The sequence below is a fragment of the Pseudomonadota bacterium genome, assembly GCA_013285465.1.
Lineage (GTDB): Bacteria > Pseudomonadota > Alphaproteobacteria > Micavibrionales > CSBR16-224 > CSBR16-224.
Map to the genome: position 1 here is coordinate 172,121 of CP053449.1, position 19,910 is coordinate 192,030.

17 protein-coding genes are annotated in these 19,910 nt (G+C 52.9%); 8 read left to right on the plus strand and 9 right to left on the minus strand.

From position 1 onward, the window contains the following. The first annotated feature begins 14 nt into the window (after window positions 1–14). Entirely contained in the window at window positions 15–521 is a 507-nt protein-coding gene (locus HND56_00840; GenBank protein QKK04313.1) for a GNAT family N-acetyltransferase, read from the plus strand. Here the strand turns inward: HND56_00840 and HND56_00845 are convergent. Together HND56_00845 and HND56_00850 are read right to left on the minus strand one after the other, a co-directional pair. Then, a complete protein-coding gene (locus tag HND56_00845) occupies window positions 518–1,561 on the minus strand; it encodes a nitronate monooxygenase (GenBank protein ID QKK04314.1) in 1,044 nt (347 codons plus the stop codon). The two genes, HND56_00840 and HND56_00845, sit on opposite strands and share 4 nt — an antisense overlap. Beyond that, entirely contained in the window at window positions 1,542–1,802 is a 261-nt protein-coding gene (locus tag HND56_00850) for a hypothetical protein (protein QKK04315.1), read from the minus strand. The genes HND56_00845 and HND56_00850 overlap by 20 nt, the downstream gene beginning before the upstream one ends. Window positions 1,803–1,867: 65 nt before the next feature. Here HND56_00850 and HND56_00855 point away from each other — a divergent pair, with 65 nt between their 5' ends. Next, window positions 1,868–3,670 (plus strand): mucoidy inhibitor MuiA family protein, encoded by a 1,803-nt coding sequence (locus HND56_00855; protein QKK04316.1) that lies wholly within the window; start codon window positions 1,868–1,870, stop codon window positions 3,668–3,670. A 41-nt stretch (window positions 3,671–3,711) separates the two neighbouring features. Then, a complete protein-coding gene (locus HND56_00860; GenBank protein ID QKK04317.1) occupies window positions 3,712–5,424 on the plus strand; it encodes a mucoidy inhibitor MuiA family protein in 1,713 nt (570 codons plus the stop codon). A 7-nt stretch (window positions 5,425–5,431) separates the two neighbouring features. On the opposite strand, the gene HND56_00865 is transcribed toward HND56_00860, so the two are convergent. Further along, window positions 5,432–6,241 (minus strand): hypothetical protein, encoded by an 810-nt coding sequence (locus HND56_00865; GenBank protein QKK04318.1) that lies wholly within the window; start codon window positions 6,239–6,241, stop codon window positions 5,432–5,434. Between the two features lie 232 nt (window positions 6,242–6,473). Here HND56_00865 and HND56_00870 point away from each other — a divergent pair, with 232 nt between their 5' ends. From HND56_00870 to HND56_00880, 3 genes are read left to right on the plus strand one after another with little or no spacing between them, the layout of a single operon-like run. Next, the gene (locus tag HND56_00870; protein ID QKK04319.1) at window positions 6,474–7,955 is read left to right on the plus strand and encodes an NCS1 family nucleobase:cation symporter-1; all 1,482 of its coding nucleotides are present in this window, start codon (window positions 6,474–6,476) and stop codon (window positions 7,953–7,955) included. A 34-nt stretch (window positions 7,956–7,989) separates the two neighbouring features. Continuing rightward, on the plus strand, window positions 7,990–9,348 hold the full coding sequence (locus HND56_00875) for an aspartate aminotransferase family protein (GenBank protein QKK04320.1): 1,359 nt from the start codon (window positions 7,990–7,992) through the stop codon (window positions 9,346–9,348). Between the two features lie 29 nt (window positions 9,349–9,377). After that, window positions 9,378–10,874, plus strand: coding sequence for a CoA-acylating methylmalonate-semialdehyde dehydrogenase (locus HND56_00880; protein ID QKK04321.1), 1,497 nt, complete (start codon window positions 9,378–9,380; stop codon window positions 10,872–10,874). 77 nt (window positions 10,875–10,951) lie between these two features. On the opposite strand, the gene HND56_00885 is transcribed toward HND56_00880, so the two are convergent. Next, on the minus strand, window positions 10,952–13,990 hold the full coding sequence (locus HND56_00885; protein ID QKK04322.1) for a hypothetical protein: 3,039 nt from the start codon (window positions 13,988–13,990) through the stop codon (window positions 10,952–10,954). Window positions 13,991–14,085: 95 nt separating this feature from the next. Continuing rightward, the gene (locus HND56_00890) at window positions 14,086–16,038 is read right to left on the minus strand and encodes a response regulator (GenBank protein ID QKK04323.1); all 1,953 of its coding nucleotides are present in this window, start codon (window positions 16,036–16,038) and stop codon (window positions 14,086–14,088) included. 110 nt (window positions 16,039–16,148) lie between these two features. On the opposite strand from HND56_00890, the gene HND56_00895 reads away from it, so the two are divergent. Together HND56_00895 and HND56_00900 are read left to right on the plus strand one after the other, a co-directional pair. After that, window positions 16,149–17,162 carry an aspartate-semialdehyde dehydrogenase gene (locus tag HND56_00895; protein ID QKK04324.1) on the plus strand — a complete coding sequence of 338 codons (1,014 nt, stop codon included), beginning with the start codon at window positions 16,149–16,151 and terminating at the stop codon, window positions 17,160–17,162. Between the two features lie 92 nt (window positions 17,163–17,254). After that, window positions 17,255–17,764, plus strand: a complete 510-nt coding sequence (locus HND56_00900; GenBank protein ID QKK04325.1) for a hypothetical protein — start codon at window positions 17,255–17,257, stop codon at window positions 17,762–17,764. Window positions 17,765–17,813: 49 nt separating this feature from the next. Here the strand turns inward: HND56_00900 and HND56_00905 are convergent, their stop codons facing one another. The 4 genes from HND56_00905 to HND56_00920 all read right to left on the minus strand — a co-directional run bounded on the left by HND56_00905 (window position 17,814) and on the right by HND56_00920 (window position 19,853). Next, window positions 17,814–18,119 carry a hypothetical protein gene (locus tag HND56_00905; GenBank protein QKK04326.1) on the minus strand — a complete coding sequence of 102 codons (306 nt, stop codon included), beginning with the start codon at window positions 18,117–18,119 and terminating at the stop codon, window positions 17,814–17,816. Between the two features lie 214 nt (window positions 18,120–18,333). Continuing rightward, on the minus strand, window positions 18,334–18,885 hold the full coding sequence (locus tag HND56_00910; GenBank protein ID QKK04327.1) for a hypothetical protein: 552 nt from the start codon (window positions 18,883–18,885) through the stop codon (window positions 18,334–18,336). A 13-nt stretch (window positions 18,886–18,898) separates the two neighbouring features. Continuing rightward, window positions 18,899–19,222, minus strand: a complete 324-nt coding sequence (locus HND56_00915) for a hypothetical protein (GenBank protein ID QKK04328.1) — start codon at window positions 19,220–19,222, stop codon at window positions 18,899–18,901. Beyond that, on the minus strand, window positions 19,203–19,853 hold the full coding sequence (locus HND56_00920) for a sigma-70 family RNA polymerase sigma factor (GenBank protein ID QKK04329.1): 651 nt from the start codon (window positions 19,851–19,853) through the stop codon (window positions 19,203–19,205). The genes HND56_00915 and HND56_00920 overlap by 20 nt, the downstream gene beginning before the upstream one ends. Window positions 19,854–19,910 lie beyond the last annotated feature (57 nt).

Sequence of the window (19,910 nt, forward strand, 5' to 3'; positions counted from 1 at the left end):
AAAGGAAGGCAAATATGGCACAGACGCGTGCAGTAAAAATGGCGGGAGATGTACTGGAACAGGCGGCGGAGATTTACCGCATCTGTTTCAACGCCCCCGATAAGGGTGAAAACTGGACGCAGGAAACGGCGAGAGATTATTATCGCGGTTTGCGGGATAAGGACGGATTATTCTGGGTGATTGAAAAAGACGGTGTGATCGCAGGCGTCTGCGGCGGCTGCCCGCTGGAGCGGAGTGATATTGCGGCGGATCTGGATGATATGGAGGAGAATTGTTTTTATTATGCCGTGGCCTCTCTGTCCCCCGCTTTTCAGGGGATGGGGCTGGGGTCACAGCTTTTTGCGGATTGGCTGCGATTGATGAAGGAGACGGATTATCAGGCCGTGGTCGGGCGTTGCCGCGCCGACAACCATGCCATGCTGCGTATTTTCTTGAAAAACGGTTTTCAGGAAATCAAACGCTATCGCGCCGAAATGGGCGGCGTTGTTTGTGACCGTGTGTTGCTGCGTAAACAGCTTTAACGGCGCAAGCCGCCTGACGGTTTTTTGCGGTTGTTATCATTGCCCGCACCGTTTGACGGTTTCGCGTCTTGGTCATGCGCCTGTTTATATTCATCCTTAAAGCGCGTGACCAGTTCCGAAACCGAGGGGATATCGTCAATATTCTCGACACCGTGCCCTGCCGACCAGACGGTTTTCCATGCTTTTGCATCTTCCTCCAGCGGTTTCAGCTTGCCTTTGCCTGACGGGCCTTTTTTCAGCTCCTCCAGATCAAATCCGGCTTTTTCCAGACTTTGGCGCATGAAATTGGCGGGAACGCCGCTGACCGCATCGGTATAGATGATGTCATCTGCCACCGCATCAATAATCATTTGTTTGTAATCTGCCGGGGCGGCGGATTCCGTTGTATTGATAAAACGCGTACCCATATAGGCGAAATCCGCGCCTTTTTTCTCGGCATTATAAACATCTTCGCCAGTGGTCATGCCGCCTGCTAGGACGATAATACCGTCAAAAACCTTGCGGATGTCTTCCACCAGCGTTTGTGCGTCCTGCGTTCCGGCATGGCCGCCCGCGCCTTCGGCAACGGCGATAATACCGTCAACGCCTGCATCGGCGGCTTTTTTCGCGTGATAGGCATTGGTGACATCATGCAGTACAATGCCGCCATAGGCATGGACTTTTTCCACCAGTTCCGGCACCGCACCCAGCGAGGTGATGATGACCGGCACTTTGTGTTTGATGCAAAGTTCCAGATCTTCCTGCAGGCGCTTATTGCTTTCATGCACGATCAGATTAACGGCATAGGGGCCGATTTTTTTGCCCGGATTATCTGTCGCCAGTTTTTCAACACCGTCATTCATCTGCACCAGCCATTTTTCAAAATCATCCGAGGTCAGGCAGTTCAATGCGGGGAAACTTCCGGTAATGCCTTCTTCGCAACAGGCCAGCGCCAGATCGGGATTGGAGACCAGAAACATCGGCGCGGCGATCAGCGGCAGATCGAGCTTTTCTTTCAGCGCGGTTTTGGCGTCTGTTTTTTTACTTGGCTTTTTGGTCATTTTTTTTCTCCAATGTTGCGAGCTCGTCTTCCATACGGGCGCAGTTTAATTGACGGGACAGGCGCAGCTCTTTCAAAGACGGGCCGGTATAAAGCATAAAAGCGGTCAGAACAGGCAGCGCCATCAGTGCCAGCGCCAGCAACGCATGCTGGGCGTTATGCCCGTTAACCAGAATAAAAATGCTGCTGCCGAACTGGATCAGCGCGGCAAGATATGTCACAAAGCGGAAAAACCGGCACATCGTCGTTAACCTTTCCCATACTTTTTTGTTTGATAATGTTGCAAGACTTTAACATGCGGAGGGGCATGGACGAAATGAAAAAACTGTTTTTCCTTATTTTGGCGATTTGTCTGGTGATGCCTGCGGCGGCGGATGCGGCGGCGGAAACCGTCACAGCTGACAGTAAAATCACGGCGGTGACGGTTTATGCCAACCGTGCGGCGGTAACGCGTACGGCCCGTGTGAAAATCGGCAAAGGTGCGCAGGAAGTGGTGTTTGGCGGGCTTCCGGCGCAGATTGATACCGATTCCCTGCGTGTGGAGGGACGCTCCCGCGCGACGGTGACGATTGGCGCTTTGATGCATAAACAAGTGATCTCGCAGGAGCTGACATCGGAGCGGGAGCGGGAACTGAATGAGAAGCTGCAGCTTTTGCGTGACCAAATCGCATCGGAAAATATCGGTTTGGAAGCCCTGCAGGAAAGGCAGAATCTTGTCGGCAGAATCGGTGATAACACGCCGCTGCAGCGCGATGAGGAATTTCAGCCTGTGGAATTTCATCCCGAGGAATGGGCAAAAGCGGCACAGGCCGTACAGCAGGATATGTCGGAAACGCTGCGTATGAAACAGCAGCATGATATGAAGATCAGGAAACTAAATGAGGCGGTTGCGCAAATTACGGAAGAGCTGCGGTCGCAGCGCACGGGGCAGCGCAGCTCCTATCAGGTGACGGTGCCGCTAGACTCATCCGCTGCCGCTGATATGACGATTGAATTGACCTATCAGGTACAGAATGCGTCATGGCATCCGATTTATGATGCACGGCTGGAAACGGCGGAAAAAGGCCGTTTGGAACTGGTGCAATATGGTGCGGTGAAACAGCTGTCGGGTGAGGATTGGAATGATGTGGCACTGACCTTGTCAACGGCGCAGCCGCAGCGCGGCACATCACCGCCTGCATTTTCGCCGATGTGGTTGATGAAGAGAAATTATGACGATATGACCTCGGAAGAGTACAGAAGAGCCGTGGAAGATACCAATGTCAAACGTGCAGAGATTGCAAAACGGATCGGCGGTGCAGCACTGCCGACACCGATCGGGCAGGTTCAGGGTCAGCTGGATGTTAGCCGTGATGAAGAAGAGCAAAATATCGGTACTGACCCGCTACAGGAATGGCGGCGGACAGCGAAAGCAAGCCGCGCGAAAAAGCCCGGGCAAAAACAGGCGCGTTTTGTTGCCGCGAATATCGAAACCGGCGGTTTTATCAGCGAATATAAGGTGGCCGGTCCGGCGACGATTTTAAGCGATAATACCGAGAGTAAATTACTGGTCGGATCATTCGAGACGGAAAGCAAGCTTGAGGTGCATGTCCAGCCGGCGCAAACAACGGAAGCCTTTCTGGTGGCGCATAGCAAGCTGAAAGGGGAAACGCCTATTCTGCCCGGCCCTGTCAGCCTGTTCCGCGATGGCGCTTATATCGGCAAAAGCCGTTTTCCGCTGCTGCGTCCCGAGGAGGAACATAATCTGTCCTTCGGGATTGATGACCAGATTTCCGTCAAACGCAACAAGCTGAAAGACAAGCGCAAGGAAGACGGGCTGATTATCAAGGAGTCGATTATCGAGCGGAATTTCGTCAGTGATATTCAGAATTTGCGTAAAACGCCTGTCGATATCCGTCTGCGCGAAGTCATTCCCGTCAGTAAATCAGGCGATGTGAAAATCGAAATCCTGAAAGATAAAACATCCGCCGGTTATAAAACGGATGTGGAAAATATCGCCGGATTGACGGAATGGGTCTTTACGCTGAAACCTGAACAAAAACAGGAGATGCGTCTTGGCTGGAAAGTGACCTGGCCGAAAGATCAAAATCTGTCGGGTCTGCCGCAATAGCATAATGGAAAGAACGGAGTTTTAAAAAGATGCGGGTAAACATGAAACAGATATCTTTTTTTATGCTGGCGCTGCTGCTGATTTTTCCGGCTTTGGCACAGGCGGAGGAATTTACGGCGGAAAGTAAAATCAGCGGCGTGACCGTTTATACAAACCGCGCCGCCGTGACGCGGCATGCAAAGATAAAACTGCCGCAAGGGGCGCATACGGTGGTATTTCGCGGCTTGCCTGACAGAATTGCCACGGATTCCCTGCGTGTGGAAGGCAGTGCCAAGGCGGATGTGGTGATCGGTGCCTTGGCGCATAAACGGGTGATTACGCAGGAGCTGACCTCGGAAAAAGAGCGGGTGCTGAGCGATAATCTGCAAAAACTCGCTGACCAGATCGGTTTTGAAAAAGCGGAAATCAATGCCCTGAAAAACCGTCTGCAGCTGATGGACACGATCAAAACCCATGCCTTGCAGCAAATTAATGAAGAGATCAAAAGCTTTACCCTGCAGCCGCTGCAATGGATCAGCGCGGCGAAAAAAATGCAGGAAGAAACCGCCGCCGTTAAACAGGCGCAGCAGCAGCATGATATCAATATCCGTGATTTGAACGAGGCGGTGCAGAAAGTAAAACGGGAATTATCGTCTTTGCGGACGGGATCGCGCAGCAGTTATGAGGTGACGGTGCCGCTGGAGGCGATGGCGGCAACGGAGCTGGAGCTGGATTTGACCTATCAGACCGGCAATGCCTCATGGCAGCCGATTTACGATGCGCGTCTTGATACGGATAGCGGTGATCTGGTGCTGGTGCAGTACGGCGCGGTGCGCCAGCTTTCCGGTGAAGACTGGAGTGATGTGGCTTTGACCTTGTCCACAGCGCAGCCGCATCGTAGTGCCGCCTTGCCGCCACTGAATCCGGTATGGGTGAATAGTTATAAGTCATCTGTGGATTACAGTGTGTTACGCGCTAACGCAACGGCACAGGGGACTGTTGGCGCTGTTACTGATCCCTTGCAGGAATGGCGGCGCACAGCGGAGGCGCGGCGGTTTGAAATAGAGTTTAGCGATGACCATGACCCAACGGCAACGGCACCGCAGAAACAGGCACAATTTGCCGCGGCGCAAGTGGATACCGGCGGTTTTGTCGCCGAATATCGTGTGCCGAATACGGTGACGGTTCTGAGTGATAATGAAGAAACAAAGCTGATGGTCGGCAGTTTTGATGTTGAAAACAAGCTGGAAATCCATATCCAGCCGCAGCATCTGGCGGAGGCGTTTCTGGTGGCGCATGGCAAGCTGAAAAGCGAAGCGCCTGTTTTGCCCGGGCAGGTGAATCTGTTCCGTGACGGTGCTTATGTCGGGAAAACGCGGATTCCGCTGCTGCGCCCCGAGGAAGAGCATAATCTGTTCTTTGGTGTTGATGACAGCCTGTCCGTCAAGCGCAATACGTTGAAAGACGAACGCAAGGATGACGGATTGATTGTGAAGGAGGCTTCATTGGAGCGCCATTACATTACGGAGATCAAAAATCTGCGCAAAACCCCTGTTGATATCCGTGTGCGTGAAACCGTGCCGGTCAGCAAGGATGACGAGATTGAAATCGCCATCCTGCGCGATAAAACCACGCAGGGTTATGAGACGGATATTGACAAGATTAGCGGTCTGACGGGATGGTCATTCACGCTTGCGCCCGAAGAGCAGAAAGATATCCGCCTTGGCTGGAAAGTGACCTGGCCGCAAGAGGACAGAATTACCGGCCTGCCATAGACGCTGTTTACGCGCGCCAGACTTTACTGGCATTCATGGCGCTGACGGTGCGGTATTCCCATGTATGATAATCGTCTTTTTGTACAAAGCCTGCAGCTGTGCGGTTATCCAGCACGTAATTGCCGTCATCGGCATTGACGACCAGTACGGCATGGCCTGCGGTTTTATCCCATTTCATCGTCACGGCGGTAAAGCGCATATCATCATCCGGTACGCCGAGATAATAAAGCGAGACATATTTCATGATGGCGAAATCATCACAGTCACCAAAGCCGTTTTTGAGCGATTCCGCAGGTGTGGCGAAATAATCCTTTTTGCCGTAGATATTTTCGTCGCTGTCATAGATCAGGAAATTATCCACGCGGCGGTCAACTTCGCAGAGCTGTTCAAACAGCGGTTTGTCTTTCAGATCATCCAGAGATTTTGCCCAGTTGACAACCAGATCGCGGTTTTCGCCGGGGCGCTGCATCTGGCGGTTATGGCGGTCGATGACGCGTTTCCAGTCGCGGGATGTCCATGCACTGCGCGTTTCTTTCATATCGCGGTTGAAAATATTGGACAGTGAGGCTTTTTCGGTTTTTTCGGATGTGCCGCGTAAATAATCGCGTCCGCTTTCAAGACTTGTCCATGCCGATGTGCTGCGTTCATTGACCGTGACATGTTCCGCCGCTTTGGAATCCGGCGGCAAATGAAGATCGGCGGCGGCATAGGAGATGCCTTGTGCGGCGACGGATAACCCGACAGCGGCGATGGCAAGGTTGAAATATTTGCGGAGGTTTTTCTTCGGTTTTTGTGAGGACGGGTTTTTAGGTTGCAAGGCGACACTCCTGAAAATTGGACAACAGGCACACCTTGTAAAATAAAACCGCTTTAAAAATGGTAGGACGGGGAAATATAAAAGTAAACAGGGATAATGCCCGTGAAAACAAAAACTTGCCTTTGGCGGGATTCATATTATAGTAAGTCCCGTAAATTCGCGGTTTACCGCTGGAGTTTGCAAGGGTGTGCACGATTCTTATAGACATTAAACAATGGAGGCCGGAGCCTTTATGCACGCCGATCATTCCGATATCAAAATGCCGAAAACAGCTGATGAGGCTTTGTGGAATGCCGATCTGGCGGTAACGCCTGATTCCGCGCGCCATTGGGACTGGAAGGCGATTGCCGCATTATGGGTCGGGATGGTGGTTTGCGTACCGACTTATATGCTGGCGGGCAGTCTGGTTTCCGAAGGGATGGCCTGGTGGCAGGCGGTTGTGACGGTATTGCTGGGCAATTGCATCGTGCTGGTGCCGATGATGCTGCTGGGTCATGCGGGAACAAAACACGGTATTCCCTTTCCGGTATTGCTGCGCTCTTCCTTCGGCACATTCGGTGCGAAAATTCCCGCCGTTGCGCGGGGACTTGTTGCCTGCGGCTGGTTCGGCATCAATACATGGGTCGGCGGTTCGGCCATTTACATCATCATCAATAATCTGACCGGCGGCGTGCTGGAAACCGCAAATCCGCTACCGCTTCTGGATATTAATATCTGGCAGACGCTGTGCTTTTTGGGATTCTGGGGGCTGCATATCTGGTTTATCCGTCACGGCACGGAATCCATCCGCTGGCTGGAAACGCTGGCGGCGCCGTTTTTGCTGTTTATGGGGCTGGCACTTTTGGGCTGGGCCTATTTTACCGCAGGCGGTTTCGGGGAAATGTTATCGACGCCGAGCGCTTTTGTGGCAGGCGGTGCGAAGGAAGGGCAGTTTTGGATGGTGTTCTTCCCCAGCCTGACGGCGATGGTCGGGTTCTGGGCAACCATGGCATTGAATATTCCTGATTTCACCCGTTTTTCAAAAACACAGAAAGACCAGTTTATCGGTCAGGCGCTGGGGCTGCCTTTGCCGATGGCGCTGTTTGCCTTTATCGGTGTTGCCGTGACCTCGGCAACTGTGACGATTTTCGGCGAGGCGATCTGGGACCCTGTACAGCTGGCCGGAAAAATGGGCGGCACGGCAACCGTGCTGGCATTATGCGGTTTGGTGATTGCGACGCTGACAACCAATCTGGCGGCGAATGTGGTTGCGCCGGCTTACGGTTTTTCCAGTGTGGCACCGAAAAAGATTTCTTTTAAAACCGGCGGCTATATCACCGCCGGTATCGGGATTGCGATTTTCCCGTGGAAGCTGATGGAAACCGCGGGTGATTATCTTTTTGTCTGGCTGGTCGGTTATTCGGCGCTGCTGGGACCGATCGCCGGTATTATGCTGGCGGATTATTATTTCATCCGTAAGACGGATTTGGAAATTGATGATTTGTATAAGCGCGACGGTATTTACAGCCGCGGCGGAAAAGGCTGGAATGCCGCAGGAATGATTGCGTTGGTCTTTGGTGCGCTGCCGTCACTGCCCGGTTTTGCAAAAGCGGCAGGGTTTATCGCGGATGTGCCGGAGATTTTTTCGACGATTTATTCTTATGCATGGTTTGTCGGGCTGCTGCTGGGCGGTGCGGTTTATCTGATGCTGCGGAAAATTTGTAAAACGAATTGAATTGATCTTTTTTTTGAGAAGGAAAGGAAAAGCCATGTCACTTGCTACGACACCGAATACGCCGACGGAGGAAGCGCGCCGCAACAAAACGGGGCTGGAGGAGTTCTGGATGCCGTTTTCGGCGAACCGCCAGTTTAAGTCAAAGCCGCGCATGTTCGTCTCCGGTGATAAAATGCATTATATGACCGATGACGGGCGCAAGGTGATGGACGGCACGGCAGGGCTGTGGTGCTGTAATATCGGCCATTCCCATCCGAAAGTGGTGAAAGCCGTGCAGGAACAGGTGCAGGAGCTGGATTACGCCCCCGCCTTCCAGATGGGGCATCCGAAAGCTTTTGAACTGGCGACGCGTCTGGCGGAAATGATGCCGGGCAGTCTTGACCATGTTTTCTTTACCAATTCCGGATCGGAATCGGTTGATACGGCGCTGAAAATTGCGCTGGCCTATCACAATGTGCGCGGCGAGGCCGGACGCACCCGTCTGGTCGGGCGCGAGCGCGGCTATCACGGTGTCGGATTCGGCGGTATTTCCGTCGGCGGGATCGTCAATAACCGGAAGTTTTTCGGTACGCTGCTGACAGGTGTTGACCATTTGCCGCATACGCATGATTTGAAAAAGAACGCCTTTACCAAAGGCCAGCCGGAACATGGTGCGGAACTTGCCGATGATCTGGAACGGATTGTTGCGCTGCATGGCGGGGAAACGATTGCCGCCGTGATTGTCGAGCCGATTGCCGGTTCGACAGGTGTGCTGATACCGCCGAAAGGTTATCTGGAACGTCTGCGCGAGATTTGCACCAAACACGGTATCCTGTTGATTTTTGACGAGGTTATCACCGGTTTTGGCCGTGTCGGTAATGCCGCCACCGCGGCGGAATATTACGGTGTGCAGCCTGATATTATCACCATGGCAAAAGGCCTGACCGCCGGCACGATTCCGATGGGGGCGGTTGCTGTTGACAGTAAAATCTATGACGCTTTTATGAAGGGGCCGGAAAACGCGATCGAGCTGTTCCACGGCTATACCTATTCGGGGCATCCGATTGCGGCTGCCGCAGGTCTGGCGGTTCTGGATGTTTATAAAGAGGAAAAACTCTTCGCCCGTACGGAAGAATTGGCGCCGTATTGGGAAGAGCGCATCCATGCTTTGAAAGAGCTGCCGCATGTGATTGATATCCGCAATACCGGCTTGATCGGTGCGATTGAGCTGCAGGGAATTGACGGCAAGCCGACGGCGCGCGCTTTTGAAGCCTTCCTGCAATGTTTTGAAAAAGGTCTGCTGATCCGCACGACGGGTGACACGATTGCCCTGTCGCCGCCGCTGACGATTTCCAAAGAGCAGATTGATGAAATTTTCGACACGCTGTCCGGCGTGATCAAGAATTTGAAATAGAAATTTTTTATAAGATGGAGGAAGAAAACATGCTTGCACAATTGAAACATTATACGGGTGGCCATGCCGCCCCCGGCAGCAGCGACCGCTTTGGCGATGTCTTTAACCCGGCAACGGGCGAAGTGATTGCGCAGGTGCCTTTCGCCTCCGCCGCTGAAATTGATGCGACGGTGCAGATTGCCAAAAAAGCGTTTGAAAGCTGGTCGCAGGTGCCGCCGCAACGCCGCGCCCGCGTCATGTTCCGCTTTCTGGAATTGCTGCATCAAAATGCCGAAGAGCTGGGCCGTATTGTCAGCCGTGAACACGGTAAAGTGAAAACCGATGCCGAAGGTGAAGTGCAGCGTGGTATCGAAATTGTTGAATTTGCCACAGGTATTCCCAGTTTTCTGAAAGGGGAATATTCCGACAGCGTTGGCACGGGCGTAGACAGTTATTCTATGCGCCAGCCTTTAGGTGTGGTGGCGGGCATTACGCCGTTCAATTTTCCGGCGATGGTGCCGATGTGGATGTTCCCGATTGCGATTGCCTGCGGTAACACCTTTATTTTGAAACCGTCGGAGCGTGATCCCTCCGCCGCCATGTTTATGGCGGAGCTGCTGGAGCAGGCCGGACTGCCCGAAGGCGTGTTCAATATCATCCATGGCGATAAGGAAGCGGTGGATGCCATTTTGCACAATGAGGATATCAAAGCCATCAGCTTTGTCGGTTCGACCCCGATTGCCGAATATATCTATACAACCGGTACGAAAAACGGCAAACGCGTGCAGGCTTTGGGTGGTGCGAAAAACCATATGATTATCATGCCTGACGCCGATATGGATCAGGCAACTGATGCATTGATGGGCGCGGCTTACGGTTCTGCCGGAGAGCGCTGCATGGCGATTTCCGTTGCGGTTGCCGTCGGTGATGATGTTGCCGATACGCTGGTGGAAAAACTGACCCCGCGCATTGAAGCGTTGAAGGTCGGCCCTGCGGAAACGGATGCCGATATGGGGCCGTTGATTACGGCGGTTCACCGTGACAAGGTTTTGTCTTATATCGATAGCGGTGTTGCAGAAGGCGCGAAGCTGGTTGTGGACGGGCGCGGATTGAAAGTGCCGGGTTGCGATGGCGGCTTCTTCCTTGGCGGCTGTCTGTTTGACCATGTTAAGCCGGAGATGAAAATCTATAAGGAGGAAATCTTCGGGCCGGTGCTGTCACTGGTGCGTGCAAAAACTTATGCCGAGGCCGTGAAACTGATTAATGATCATGAATACGGCAACGGCACGGCGATCTTTACCCGCGACGGCGGCACGGCACGTGCCTTTGCCCGCGATATCGAGGTTGGTATGGTCGGCATCAATGTGCCGATTCCCGTTCCGGTGGCGATGCACAGTTTCGGCGGCTGGAAACGCTCACTGTTCGGTGACCAGCATATGCACGGGATGGAAGGCGTCCGCTTTTTCACGCGCCTGAAAACCATGTCCGCCCGCTGGCCTGACGGTCCGGCGCAGGGTGCGGATTTCCATTTCCCGCAAAATAAATAGCATTTGCTGAAAACGGATAAAGAAAGAGGGCTGATCAATCAGCCCTCTTTTTATTTATAAGAAAACTTCTTGCGGCGTTACTGGATCAGAATCGGTTCCTGACTATGTGACAGCTGTGCGGGGATATGGTCGATTTTGACGGCTGCGCCGGAAAGCGACTGTAGCGCCGGAACAAGACCTGCGGTCAGTGTTTGCAGATCGCGGCTGTAAACGGGTTGTGCGACATGAACGATGGCCGAGAAGCTGTGCTGCGGTACGGCATAGAAAACAAACACGGCCTCGTAATTATTGCCCTGAACGGGGCAAAGCGTGTGAACGCTTTGAATACTGTCGCTGACGGTTTTATCGGACAAGACGCGCAATTTGTTTTCACAATCCTGATTATAGCGCGAGACATAACGCGCCGCGAGATCACGGAGATTGGCGTTTTTATATTGCGGCCATGCCTGTTGTTCAAACAAGCCGTTGGCAACACCTGCGCTCCATTTCAGCATATAGCCGTCTTCGCTGAGTTGCGGGTTCTCCGGTGCGATACCGGATTTTTTCAACAGGGCCGATAGCGGCTGTTCCGCCGTGGCGGTACTGCCATAGGACGGCAGCGGGGCGGCTTTTTGCTGTACCGGTGCGGGGGCTGCCAAAACCTGTGTTTGCACAGTCTGTTTTGTCTGCATCGGCATATGTGCCGATGGTGCGGTCAGATCGTGATATTGCGGCTGCGGTTGTTGCTGCTGCTGTATGACGGGGTGTTCCGCATAAATAGTCGTTTGCTGTTGTTGCTGCATCTGCATCATTTCCGCAGCGACCTGTGCGGCTTCATTTGCGCGTTTTTCGCGCTCGGCCAGAACGCTGGACGGGGTCGGAACATCCAAAGCGGTGGCCGGACGTTCGCCGCGGTGGACGGCCATAATACCGTCAAGGAAATTGCGATACGCATCGGGAGCGGGCTCTGCTGCTACGGGAGCTGCTTGTGCCTGCATATTACCGGATGCCGCGGCATAAGGCATATGCGTGCTGACAGCAGGTTCCATCGCCGTGACGGTGTTTTCAGGCGTATTATCCGCAGGTGCCTGCGGCTCGTAATCGGGAATATACTGCCCGCCCTGCTGTGCCTGCATACGTGCCGTTTCTGTCGTGACGGGAGCGGGCAGGGAATTGGCCCAGTTGTTTTGTGATTGGTGCGGCGTTTGTGTCGGTTTTGCACCGGGGTTGTAGCTGCGCTCCAATGCGGCGAGATCTTCCGCAGAGATTTCTTTCACGACCAAAGACGGTTTTGCGTTACCGCCGGCCTGCGGTTCGATATGGGTCATGGCGGCAGAGGCGATATCGTTATCTCTTCCGGTATAGCGTTTATTGACGTGTTCGATCTTTTCCCGTGCGGCGCGTGCAGCTGCCAGCTCGGCGGCATATTTTGTTTCCTGCGCGGCAACGCGTGCGGCGGTGTCCTGCGCAATTTTTTGTTTTTCCTGTTCGGCGGCAGCCAGACGCTGTTGAACGGCGGCGTTTTCGCGGATCAGTTTTTGACGTTCCGCCTCATGTTGGGTACGCAGGGCGGCGAGTTCTTTTTCCAGACGTGCTTTTTCCGCCAACACGCCCTGATCGGCTTGTTTTGCTGCAAGCGCGGCTTTTTGCTGTGCCTGTTGCAGACCGGCAAGGCGTTCCTGCATTTGCAGATTTTCGCGCATCAGCTTCATACGTTCGTCTTCATGCTGTTTTTGCAAGGCTGCGATGCGCTGTTCCGCGGCGGTGAGTTCCTCTGCCGTTTTGGCCGCATTGCGGGCGCGGGCGGCTTCTTCCTGCTGCGCCTGCTGCAGACTGGCAAGACGAGCCTGCATTTTTTCATTTTCTTCCAGCAGTTTTTGCTGCTCGGCATCATGCTGTTGTTTTAAAGAGGCCATACGTGCCGCGGCGGCTTGCATTTCAGCCTGTTTCGCAGCGGCGGCTTTTGTTGCGGCTTCGCGTTCCATCTCTGTACGTAGTTTGGCAATTTCCTGCTGTTTTTCCGTTTCCAGTTTGGAGAGATAATCCTGCAACTTTTTATTATTCGCGCTCAGCAGTTGGCGTTCCGCCTCATGCTGTTTTTGCAGTTCGGCCAGTTTGGATTCGGCGGCGCGGCGTTCCGCATCCGTTGCCGTTTTTTCCTTGGCAAGGGCGGCGGCGGTTTCTTGCGCTTGTTGCAAGGCCGCCATTTTTTCCTGCATGCGGCTGTTTTCCGCGATCAGCTGTGCACGTTCGGCGGCGTGACGCTTTTCCATCTCGCGGATATGCGCTTCGGCCTGTTGTTTTTCTTCCGCTGTGACGGCTTTGCTGCGGGCTTGTTCGGCTTCCGCTTTTTGTGCTGTCTGCAGATTGGCGATTTGCTCCTGCATGCGGCTGTTATCGGCGATCAGCTGCGCGCGTTCGGCGGCGTGGCGTTTTTCAATCGCGATGATTTTCCGCTCGGCTTTTAAACGCTCATCCTCGGCGGCGCGGCTGCCTGTGGTGATCTGTACCGGCGTTTTGACGGATTTCTGATTTTGCAATTCGGTGATGCGGTTTTGCATCTCCTTGTTTTCTTTGACCAGTTTGGACATTTCCGTCTGATAACGTTTTTCCAGCGAATCCATTTTTTGGTAAGCATCCGTCAGCTCTTTGGTCGTTGTGGCCCCATTCGCGCCTGCGACCTGCTGCTGCAGTTTTTGAATGCGCAACCGCTCTTTTTCCAGCCATTCCCGCTGCTGGACAAGGCCGCGTGCCTGACGTTCCAGATCTTCCTGTTTTTTCATCAGTTCAAAATCGACCTGTGCGATATTCAGGTTTTTGAAACCGTGTCTGTCCTGCGCATCCTTGTAAAGGGTAGCGTTTTCGATTTGTTTGCGCTGCAGGGAGAGGGAGTGTTTCAGCTCCTCCAGTTCCTTTTCCTTTTTGATCAGCTGTGCGCGCAGTTCGGACACATCGGACGCATCGGCCAGCGCTTCCTGTTGCCGGGAGGAAACCGGAGCGGCTTTCAGCGGTGCAACATTCTGTACAGGGATGTTGTTATCTGCGGCAAAAACGGGCGTGCCGGCAAGGGAGATCACGGCTGTTCCGACCATCAGCGATAACAGGCTGCCGAAAACACGGTTTTTGGAAACGGACATTGGTTTTTTCTCCTGAATAAAAAATCAAAATAATGTTAATTTCATGCATTTCATGTATAGCGCGGCGGGAGGGAATTTACCAGCTTAAATTAGGCTCAAAGCGTGTTCAGATAAGCCTTTATGCGGGTAAATTCGTCTTTGACGCGGCGGATATCCTCTGCGGGGACGGTATCGCCGTTCTGCAGGCAGGTTTCGATCTTTGCGGCGACCTGCCCCAGTGCCGTGCAGCAGGCGGAATGCGCCGCGCCTTTTAAACTATGTGCATCTTCTTCGAGTTTCTCTAAGTCTTTGTTTTTATGGGATTTCTCAAGGCTATCGATGAGGGGCTCCGTCATCTCGACGAAAAAGCCGAGCATTTCCATGATGGCGGCCTCATCAAAACCGCCGAGCAGTTCTTTTGCCGCTTCCGCATCAATGGGGGTGCTGTCATCAATGCTTTTTGCATTATTTTGTGCCTGTGCGGGAACGTCCTCCGCCTGTTCGCTGAGCAGACCCCAGCGGATCAGCAGCCGCCGCATCTGTCCCAGAGAAATCGGTTTCAGAAGACATTCATCAAAACCGCGCGACAGGTAAACCTGTCTGCGTGACAGCTGGACATCGGCTGTCAGGGCGATAATGGGCAGGCGCTCATCAAGTGTGGTGCGGTTTTCATCCTCTTCGATGGCGCGCAGTCTTGCCACCAGCGTATAGCCGTCCATTTCCGGCATATGCAGATCGGTCAGCAATAATCCGTAATCCCGTTCCGCCAGTTTGTTCATGGCCTCGATGCCGTTTTCGGCAAAATCCGCCTGAATGCCAAGATGGACGAATTGCCTTTCCAGCACATCGCGGACGGAAGGGTTATCTTCGGCGATCAGAATGCGGTGCGGTCTTTGTGAAATATATTGGGCGGCATTGCGGGCGGCGGCGCGGACGGCCTCCCCCAGCCCCAGACGGCTGGCCGGTTTGCCGAGATAGGTGGCGCCCAGCGCCCGCGCCGAATGCTGCAGCCCCGCATCATCACGCGCGGTATAGATGACGATGCCTGTAAAGGGGCGGATTTCCGCGGCATATTTTGCAAGATCGACGCCCAGCCCGTCAGGCAGTCCCTGATCGATAATGGCAACGTCAAAACTGCGCTGTTCCAGCAGTTTTAAGCCGGCCTCATAAGTGCCGCAATTTTCAACTTTCGCGCCCATAGATGTCAGACAGGCGACGATTTCCCGTGCCGCCGCCGGATGATCTTCAACGGATAAAACGGCAAGACCGGCAAGATCGGGCAGGGACGCGAAATTTTCGGAACTGACAGGTGCGGCGGGAATTTCAAACCAGAAAACACTGCCCTGACCGGGGGTGCTGTCAACACCGATAATGCCGCCCATCAGCTCAACCAGCTTGCGGCAGATTGACAGCCCCAGCCCCGTGCCGCCGTATTTTCGTGTGGTGGAGCTGTCGGCCTGTGTGAAAGGCTGAAACAGTTTTTCCGCGACATCCTGTGACATGCCCGGGCCGGTGTCACGGATTTCAAAGCGCAGCCCGACCATATGTTGTTCCGGCGCGGGAAGTTCCTGCGTTTGGCAATTGACGGTTAAACTCACGCTGCCGCGGGTGGTGAATTTGATGGCATTTCCGACCAGATTCAGCAAGACCTGTCTGAGCCGTTTCGGATCACCGGCGACGACGGCGGGAACGTCTTCGGCGATGTCCGCCGTCAGGCTGACACGGTCACCATGCAGCTTGACCTCCATACATTCCAGAATGCCGTATGCCAGCGTTCTTAAGGGAATTTCCAGCGGCTCAAGCACCAGTTTTCCGGCATTGATTTTGGCAAGATCGAGGATGTCATCCAGAATTTCCAGCAGACCTGTGGCGGCGTCTTTTGCCGTATGTGCCATTTTTTCGGTTTCATTGCCGGAATTTTCCTCCAGAATCAGTTCCAGCAGACCGTAGATGCTTTGCATCGGCGTGCGGATTTCATGGCTGACAACGGCAAGGAAATCCGACTGTGCGTCATTCAGTTCATGAGATGGACGTCCCTCTTCGTCTGTGCTATCTGTAGTGCCGGTCATGTGGGTACCGCATATATGTTCTTGTATTTATCTGTCTTGACTGGGGCAGGCAAAGCCTGCATTAAAAAGCGTATCGTTTTCACACGGAAATGTAAAAGGGATTGGAACTGATGTCTTATAAAGTCGCTGTTGTCGGTGCAACGGGAAATGTCGGGCGTGAAATGCTGAAAACGCTATCTGAGCGTGAATTCCCCGTCAGTGAAATTTATGCTATTGCCTCGGCGCGTTCGGCGGGCAAAGAAGTCTCGTTCGGTGAGGATAAGGTTCTGAAAGTTCATGCGCTGGATGATTTCGATTTTAAAAAGGTTGATATTGTTCTGATGTCTGCGGGCGGAAAAATCGCGGAACAGGCTGCGCCGCGTGCGGCGGCGGCAGGGGCGGTTGTGATTGATAACTCCTCGCAATTCCGTATGGATCCCGATGTGCCGCTGGTTGTACCGGAGGTGAATCCGGAAGCGCTGGACGGCTACAAAAAGAAAAACATTATTGCTAATCCGAATTGTTCGACAATCCAGATGGTGGTGGCGCTGAAACCGCTGCATGATTTGGCACCGATCCGCCGGATTGTCGTATCGACCTACCAGTCGGTATCCGGTGCGGGGCATGAGGCGATGGACGAGCTGTTTAACCAGACACGTGCCGTTTATATGAATGCGCCGCTGAAAAAAGAAAGTTTTTTCAAGCAAATCGCTTTTAACGTCATTCCGCAAATCGATGTGTTCCAGAAAGACGGCAGCACCAAAGAGGAATGGAAGATGGTGGTGGAAACGCAGAAAATTATGTCGCCGGATATTCAGGTTAGTGCAACCTGTGTGCGCGTACCGGTTTTTATCGGCCATGCGGAATCCGTTAATATCCAGTTTGACGCACCCGTCAGTGCTGCGCAGGCGCGGAAAGCGCTGCGTGATGCGCCGGGCGTTTTGGTGATTGACAAGAATGACGAACAGGACGGTTATATCACGCCTGCGGAAATTACCGGAGATGATAATGTCTTTGTCAGCCGTATCCGTGAGGATAAAAGCGCCGAGAACAGCCTGAATATGTGGATTGTGTCTGATAATCTGCGTAAAGGTGCGGCCTTGAATGCCGTACAGATCGCCGAGTTGCTGGTGAAGTTGTTCTGATTCTTTTTCGTGCCGGAAGCGTAATATTTCTTTAATGCATCTGCCTTATAATGAACGTGTGAGAACACCGTTTCAGACAAAAGGGGGATAGCATGGGGTGGGAAAAATATATCGAACTGGATAATTGCGAAAACGGCGGCCATTCCTACGATACTTATTATTCGCAGGGCGGTTATATGATTTTATCCGGCTATGATGAGGAAAAATCCCGCCATTTTCTGAATGTGGTGGAAGCGGCAGTCCAATTTGACAAAGACATGAAACCCGCAAAACAACTGGGAGAGATGATCGCCGCCGGTGATTTGGAGCCGGAATCCCTGACCAAAGCGGGGATCGGCTTCCATTATGTCGGTCTGGCGCAAGGTGTTAATAAACACGCTCTGGCAGAAGCTATCGGCACATCGCTGGCAAACGGTCAGACGCCCGGCTATGCTATTAACTGCGGTCTTTTAAAACAATACGGCTATGCCGATGATGCGGCACGGGAAGGCGCGAATAGTCGCAAGACGACAGATTTGATAAAAAATCTTCAGGAAAAATTCCCCGAAGGACCGCAGCGAAAGAAGCTCGCATCTTATGCGGGCGCAATGGGGAGTGTTTAATGGGAAGCGTTTGAGGAATAGAAGCTTTCAAATTGCTTGAGAAAGTTATTTATTCACCGCCTGCGGGTTCAATCCTATCGAAATCATCAGCAGTCTGGAAGATCGGCGCATCGCGGTGAATGGCACCGGGGTCGTTCTGGATTTGGCCAAGGCTGTTCACTTTATAGAGGGCGGCGAGATCGCCTTTCTTTTCAGCGAAAGAAGCACCTTCCTGATAAAGCGGATTGATCTGTTTTCTGACTTCCGTTTGCAGAAACATGACCCCTGCCAGCAGCGCGACCATAATGACGCCGTCGCGCAAAAGACGCGTCAGCTTATAGCTGTTTTTGGATGGCGTATTGGTTGTGTCCGTCATTATTTTCTCCCCGTTCTATAAAATACGGCCCTTACCCCGTAAATTATGAAATACATAATACCAGAAACGGCAAAAAAAGTAAAATAAATGACGGTATGAAAGTTATTTTTTATTTATAAACAAACACTTATATATAGCACCAAAAGAAGAGTAAAGAGAAAGGCGCAGCCCGTTATCCGGTGCTGCGCCTTTTTATTATTATGCCGTAAGATACTTATTCCACAGGTGTTTCTTCGGTCGTTGCGGGCAATTTCGAATCGGCATTCTGTAATTTTGTCATCAGCTTGTCGATGAACATATTGGCCTTCGGTTCGTGATTACGGATGGCTTCGGCAATTATGTGGCGGTCTACTGCGGGCAGTGCGGATAATGTTGTGCGCATTGTCCCGCGGAGATCTTCACGCAGGCTGCCGGCAAAATTTTCTTTTTTTGCGACAAGCGCATCCAGCGCTGTTTCATCCACGGCATCGCCGTCAATAATCGCGGCAAATTCCAGCTGGAATTCGCGTCCCTTTGCGGCATTGGCTTTCATTGTATCTTTGCGCGCCAGCAAGGCCTCGCGGATGATGTCTTTTCCTTCGGGGGTTAGCGATACCCAGACCTGTTTCAATTGTGCCAGCGGGCGAACCGCGCCTGCGGCGTCAGCCAGTGCCGTGCTGCCGAGGGCAAATGCGGCAAAAAACAGGTTCAGCGTCAGAGAGACGGCCAGAATGATATTGCCTGTTTTGAAGCGTTTTTTTCCGGTATTATTTTGCGTTGCAGTCATCTTCGCTCTCCTTTCAAATCAAAAGCAGTGATGTGTGGAAATCCACCGGCGTATCGGCAAGCAGCGCGGCCGCTTGCAATTCGCCGTAAAGTATTTCGGCCCCTAGCCCCGTAAAAAGACCTAATGCGGCGATGGAAAAAGTGATCCCTGCCGTTAAAAACGGATGTTTCATTATGGTGATGAACAGGAAACCGCCCGTGTCTTCACCTTCCCGGCAAGATTGCGCTGCCTGCGCCGTGATCTTTGCGGCCAGTTTTTCGTGATTGTAATCAGGCGCGTCTGCGGCCATATCCAGCAATTTGTCCAGATATTTTTCGCTAATCGGTTTTGTGGTCATGGTAGCCCCTTTCTTCTAACATTCCGCCAAGGCGATGACGCATCGATTCCCGCGCACGGTATAGCAGCGATTCGACCGCCTTCTCGGAAACATCCAGTATTTCTGCAGCTTCGCGCTGGCTTGTACCGTCGTAATAACAAAGAATCAGTGCGGCTTTTTGTCTGTCCGGCAGTTCCGCAAGCGCTTCGCGCACGCAGGCCTCCAGCCCGGCTTTCAGCATATCTTTTTCGGCGGTGTCGTCATCCCGGCTTTCCAGTAACATGCCCGCATCATGGTGGTATTTACTGCGCCGTTTTTCGCTGCGCAAATGATCGATACAGGCATTGTAAGTGACGCGGTGCAGCCATGTCGTAACCCTTGCCGCTGCCGTCCATGAGGCCGCATTGTCCCATAATTTCAGCAGAGCCGTTTGCGCGATATCTTCGGCATCATCGGCAGAACCGGTCATTTGCGCGGCAAAACGCACCGTGCGGCGCAGATGGCGGTTGACGAAAAGGCGAAAGGCTTCGGAATCGCCTTTGCCGATACGTTCCATTAATTCCTGATCTTCCGCAGCATTTTTCTGCTCGTCCGGAAGTGCTACGACTTTGTCATCATCATTCCGCATAGGAGATGTTTCTTCTTCCGGCATATACGCCGCTATGATGGGTTTCGCGTTTCTCATACAAGTTAAACGCATCACGGCGGG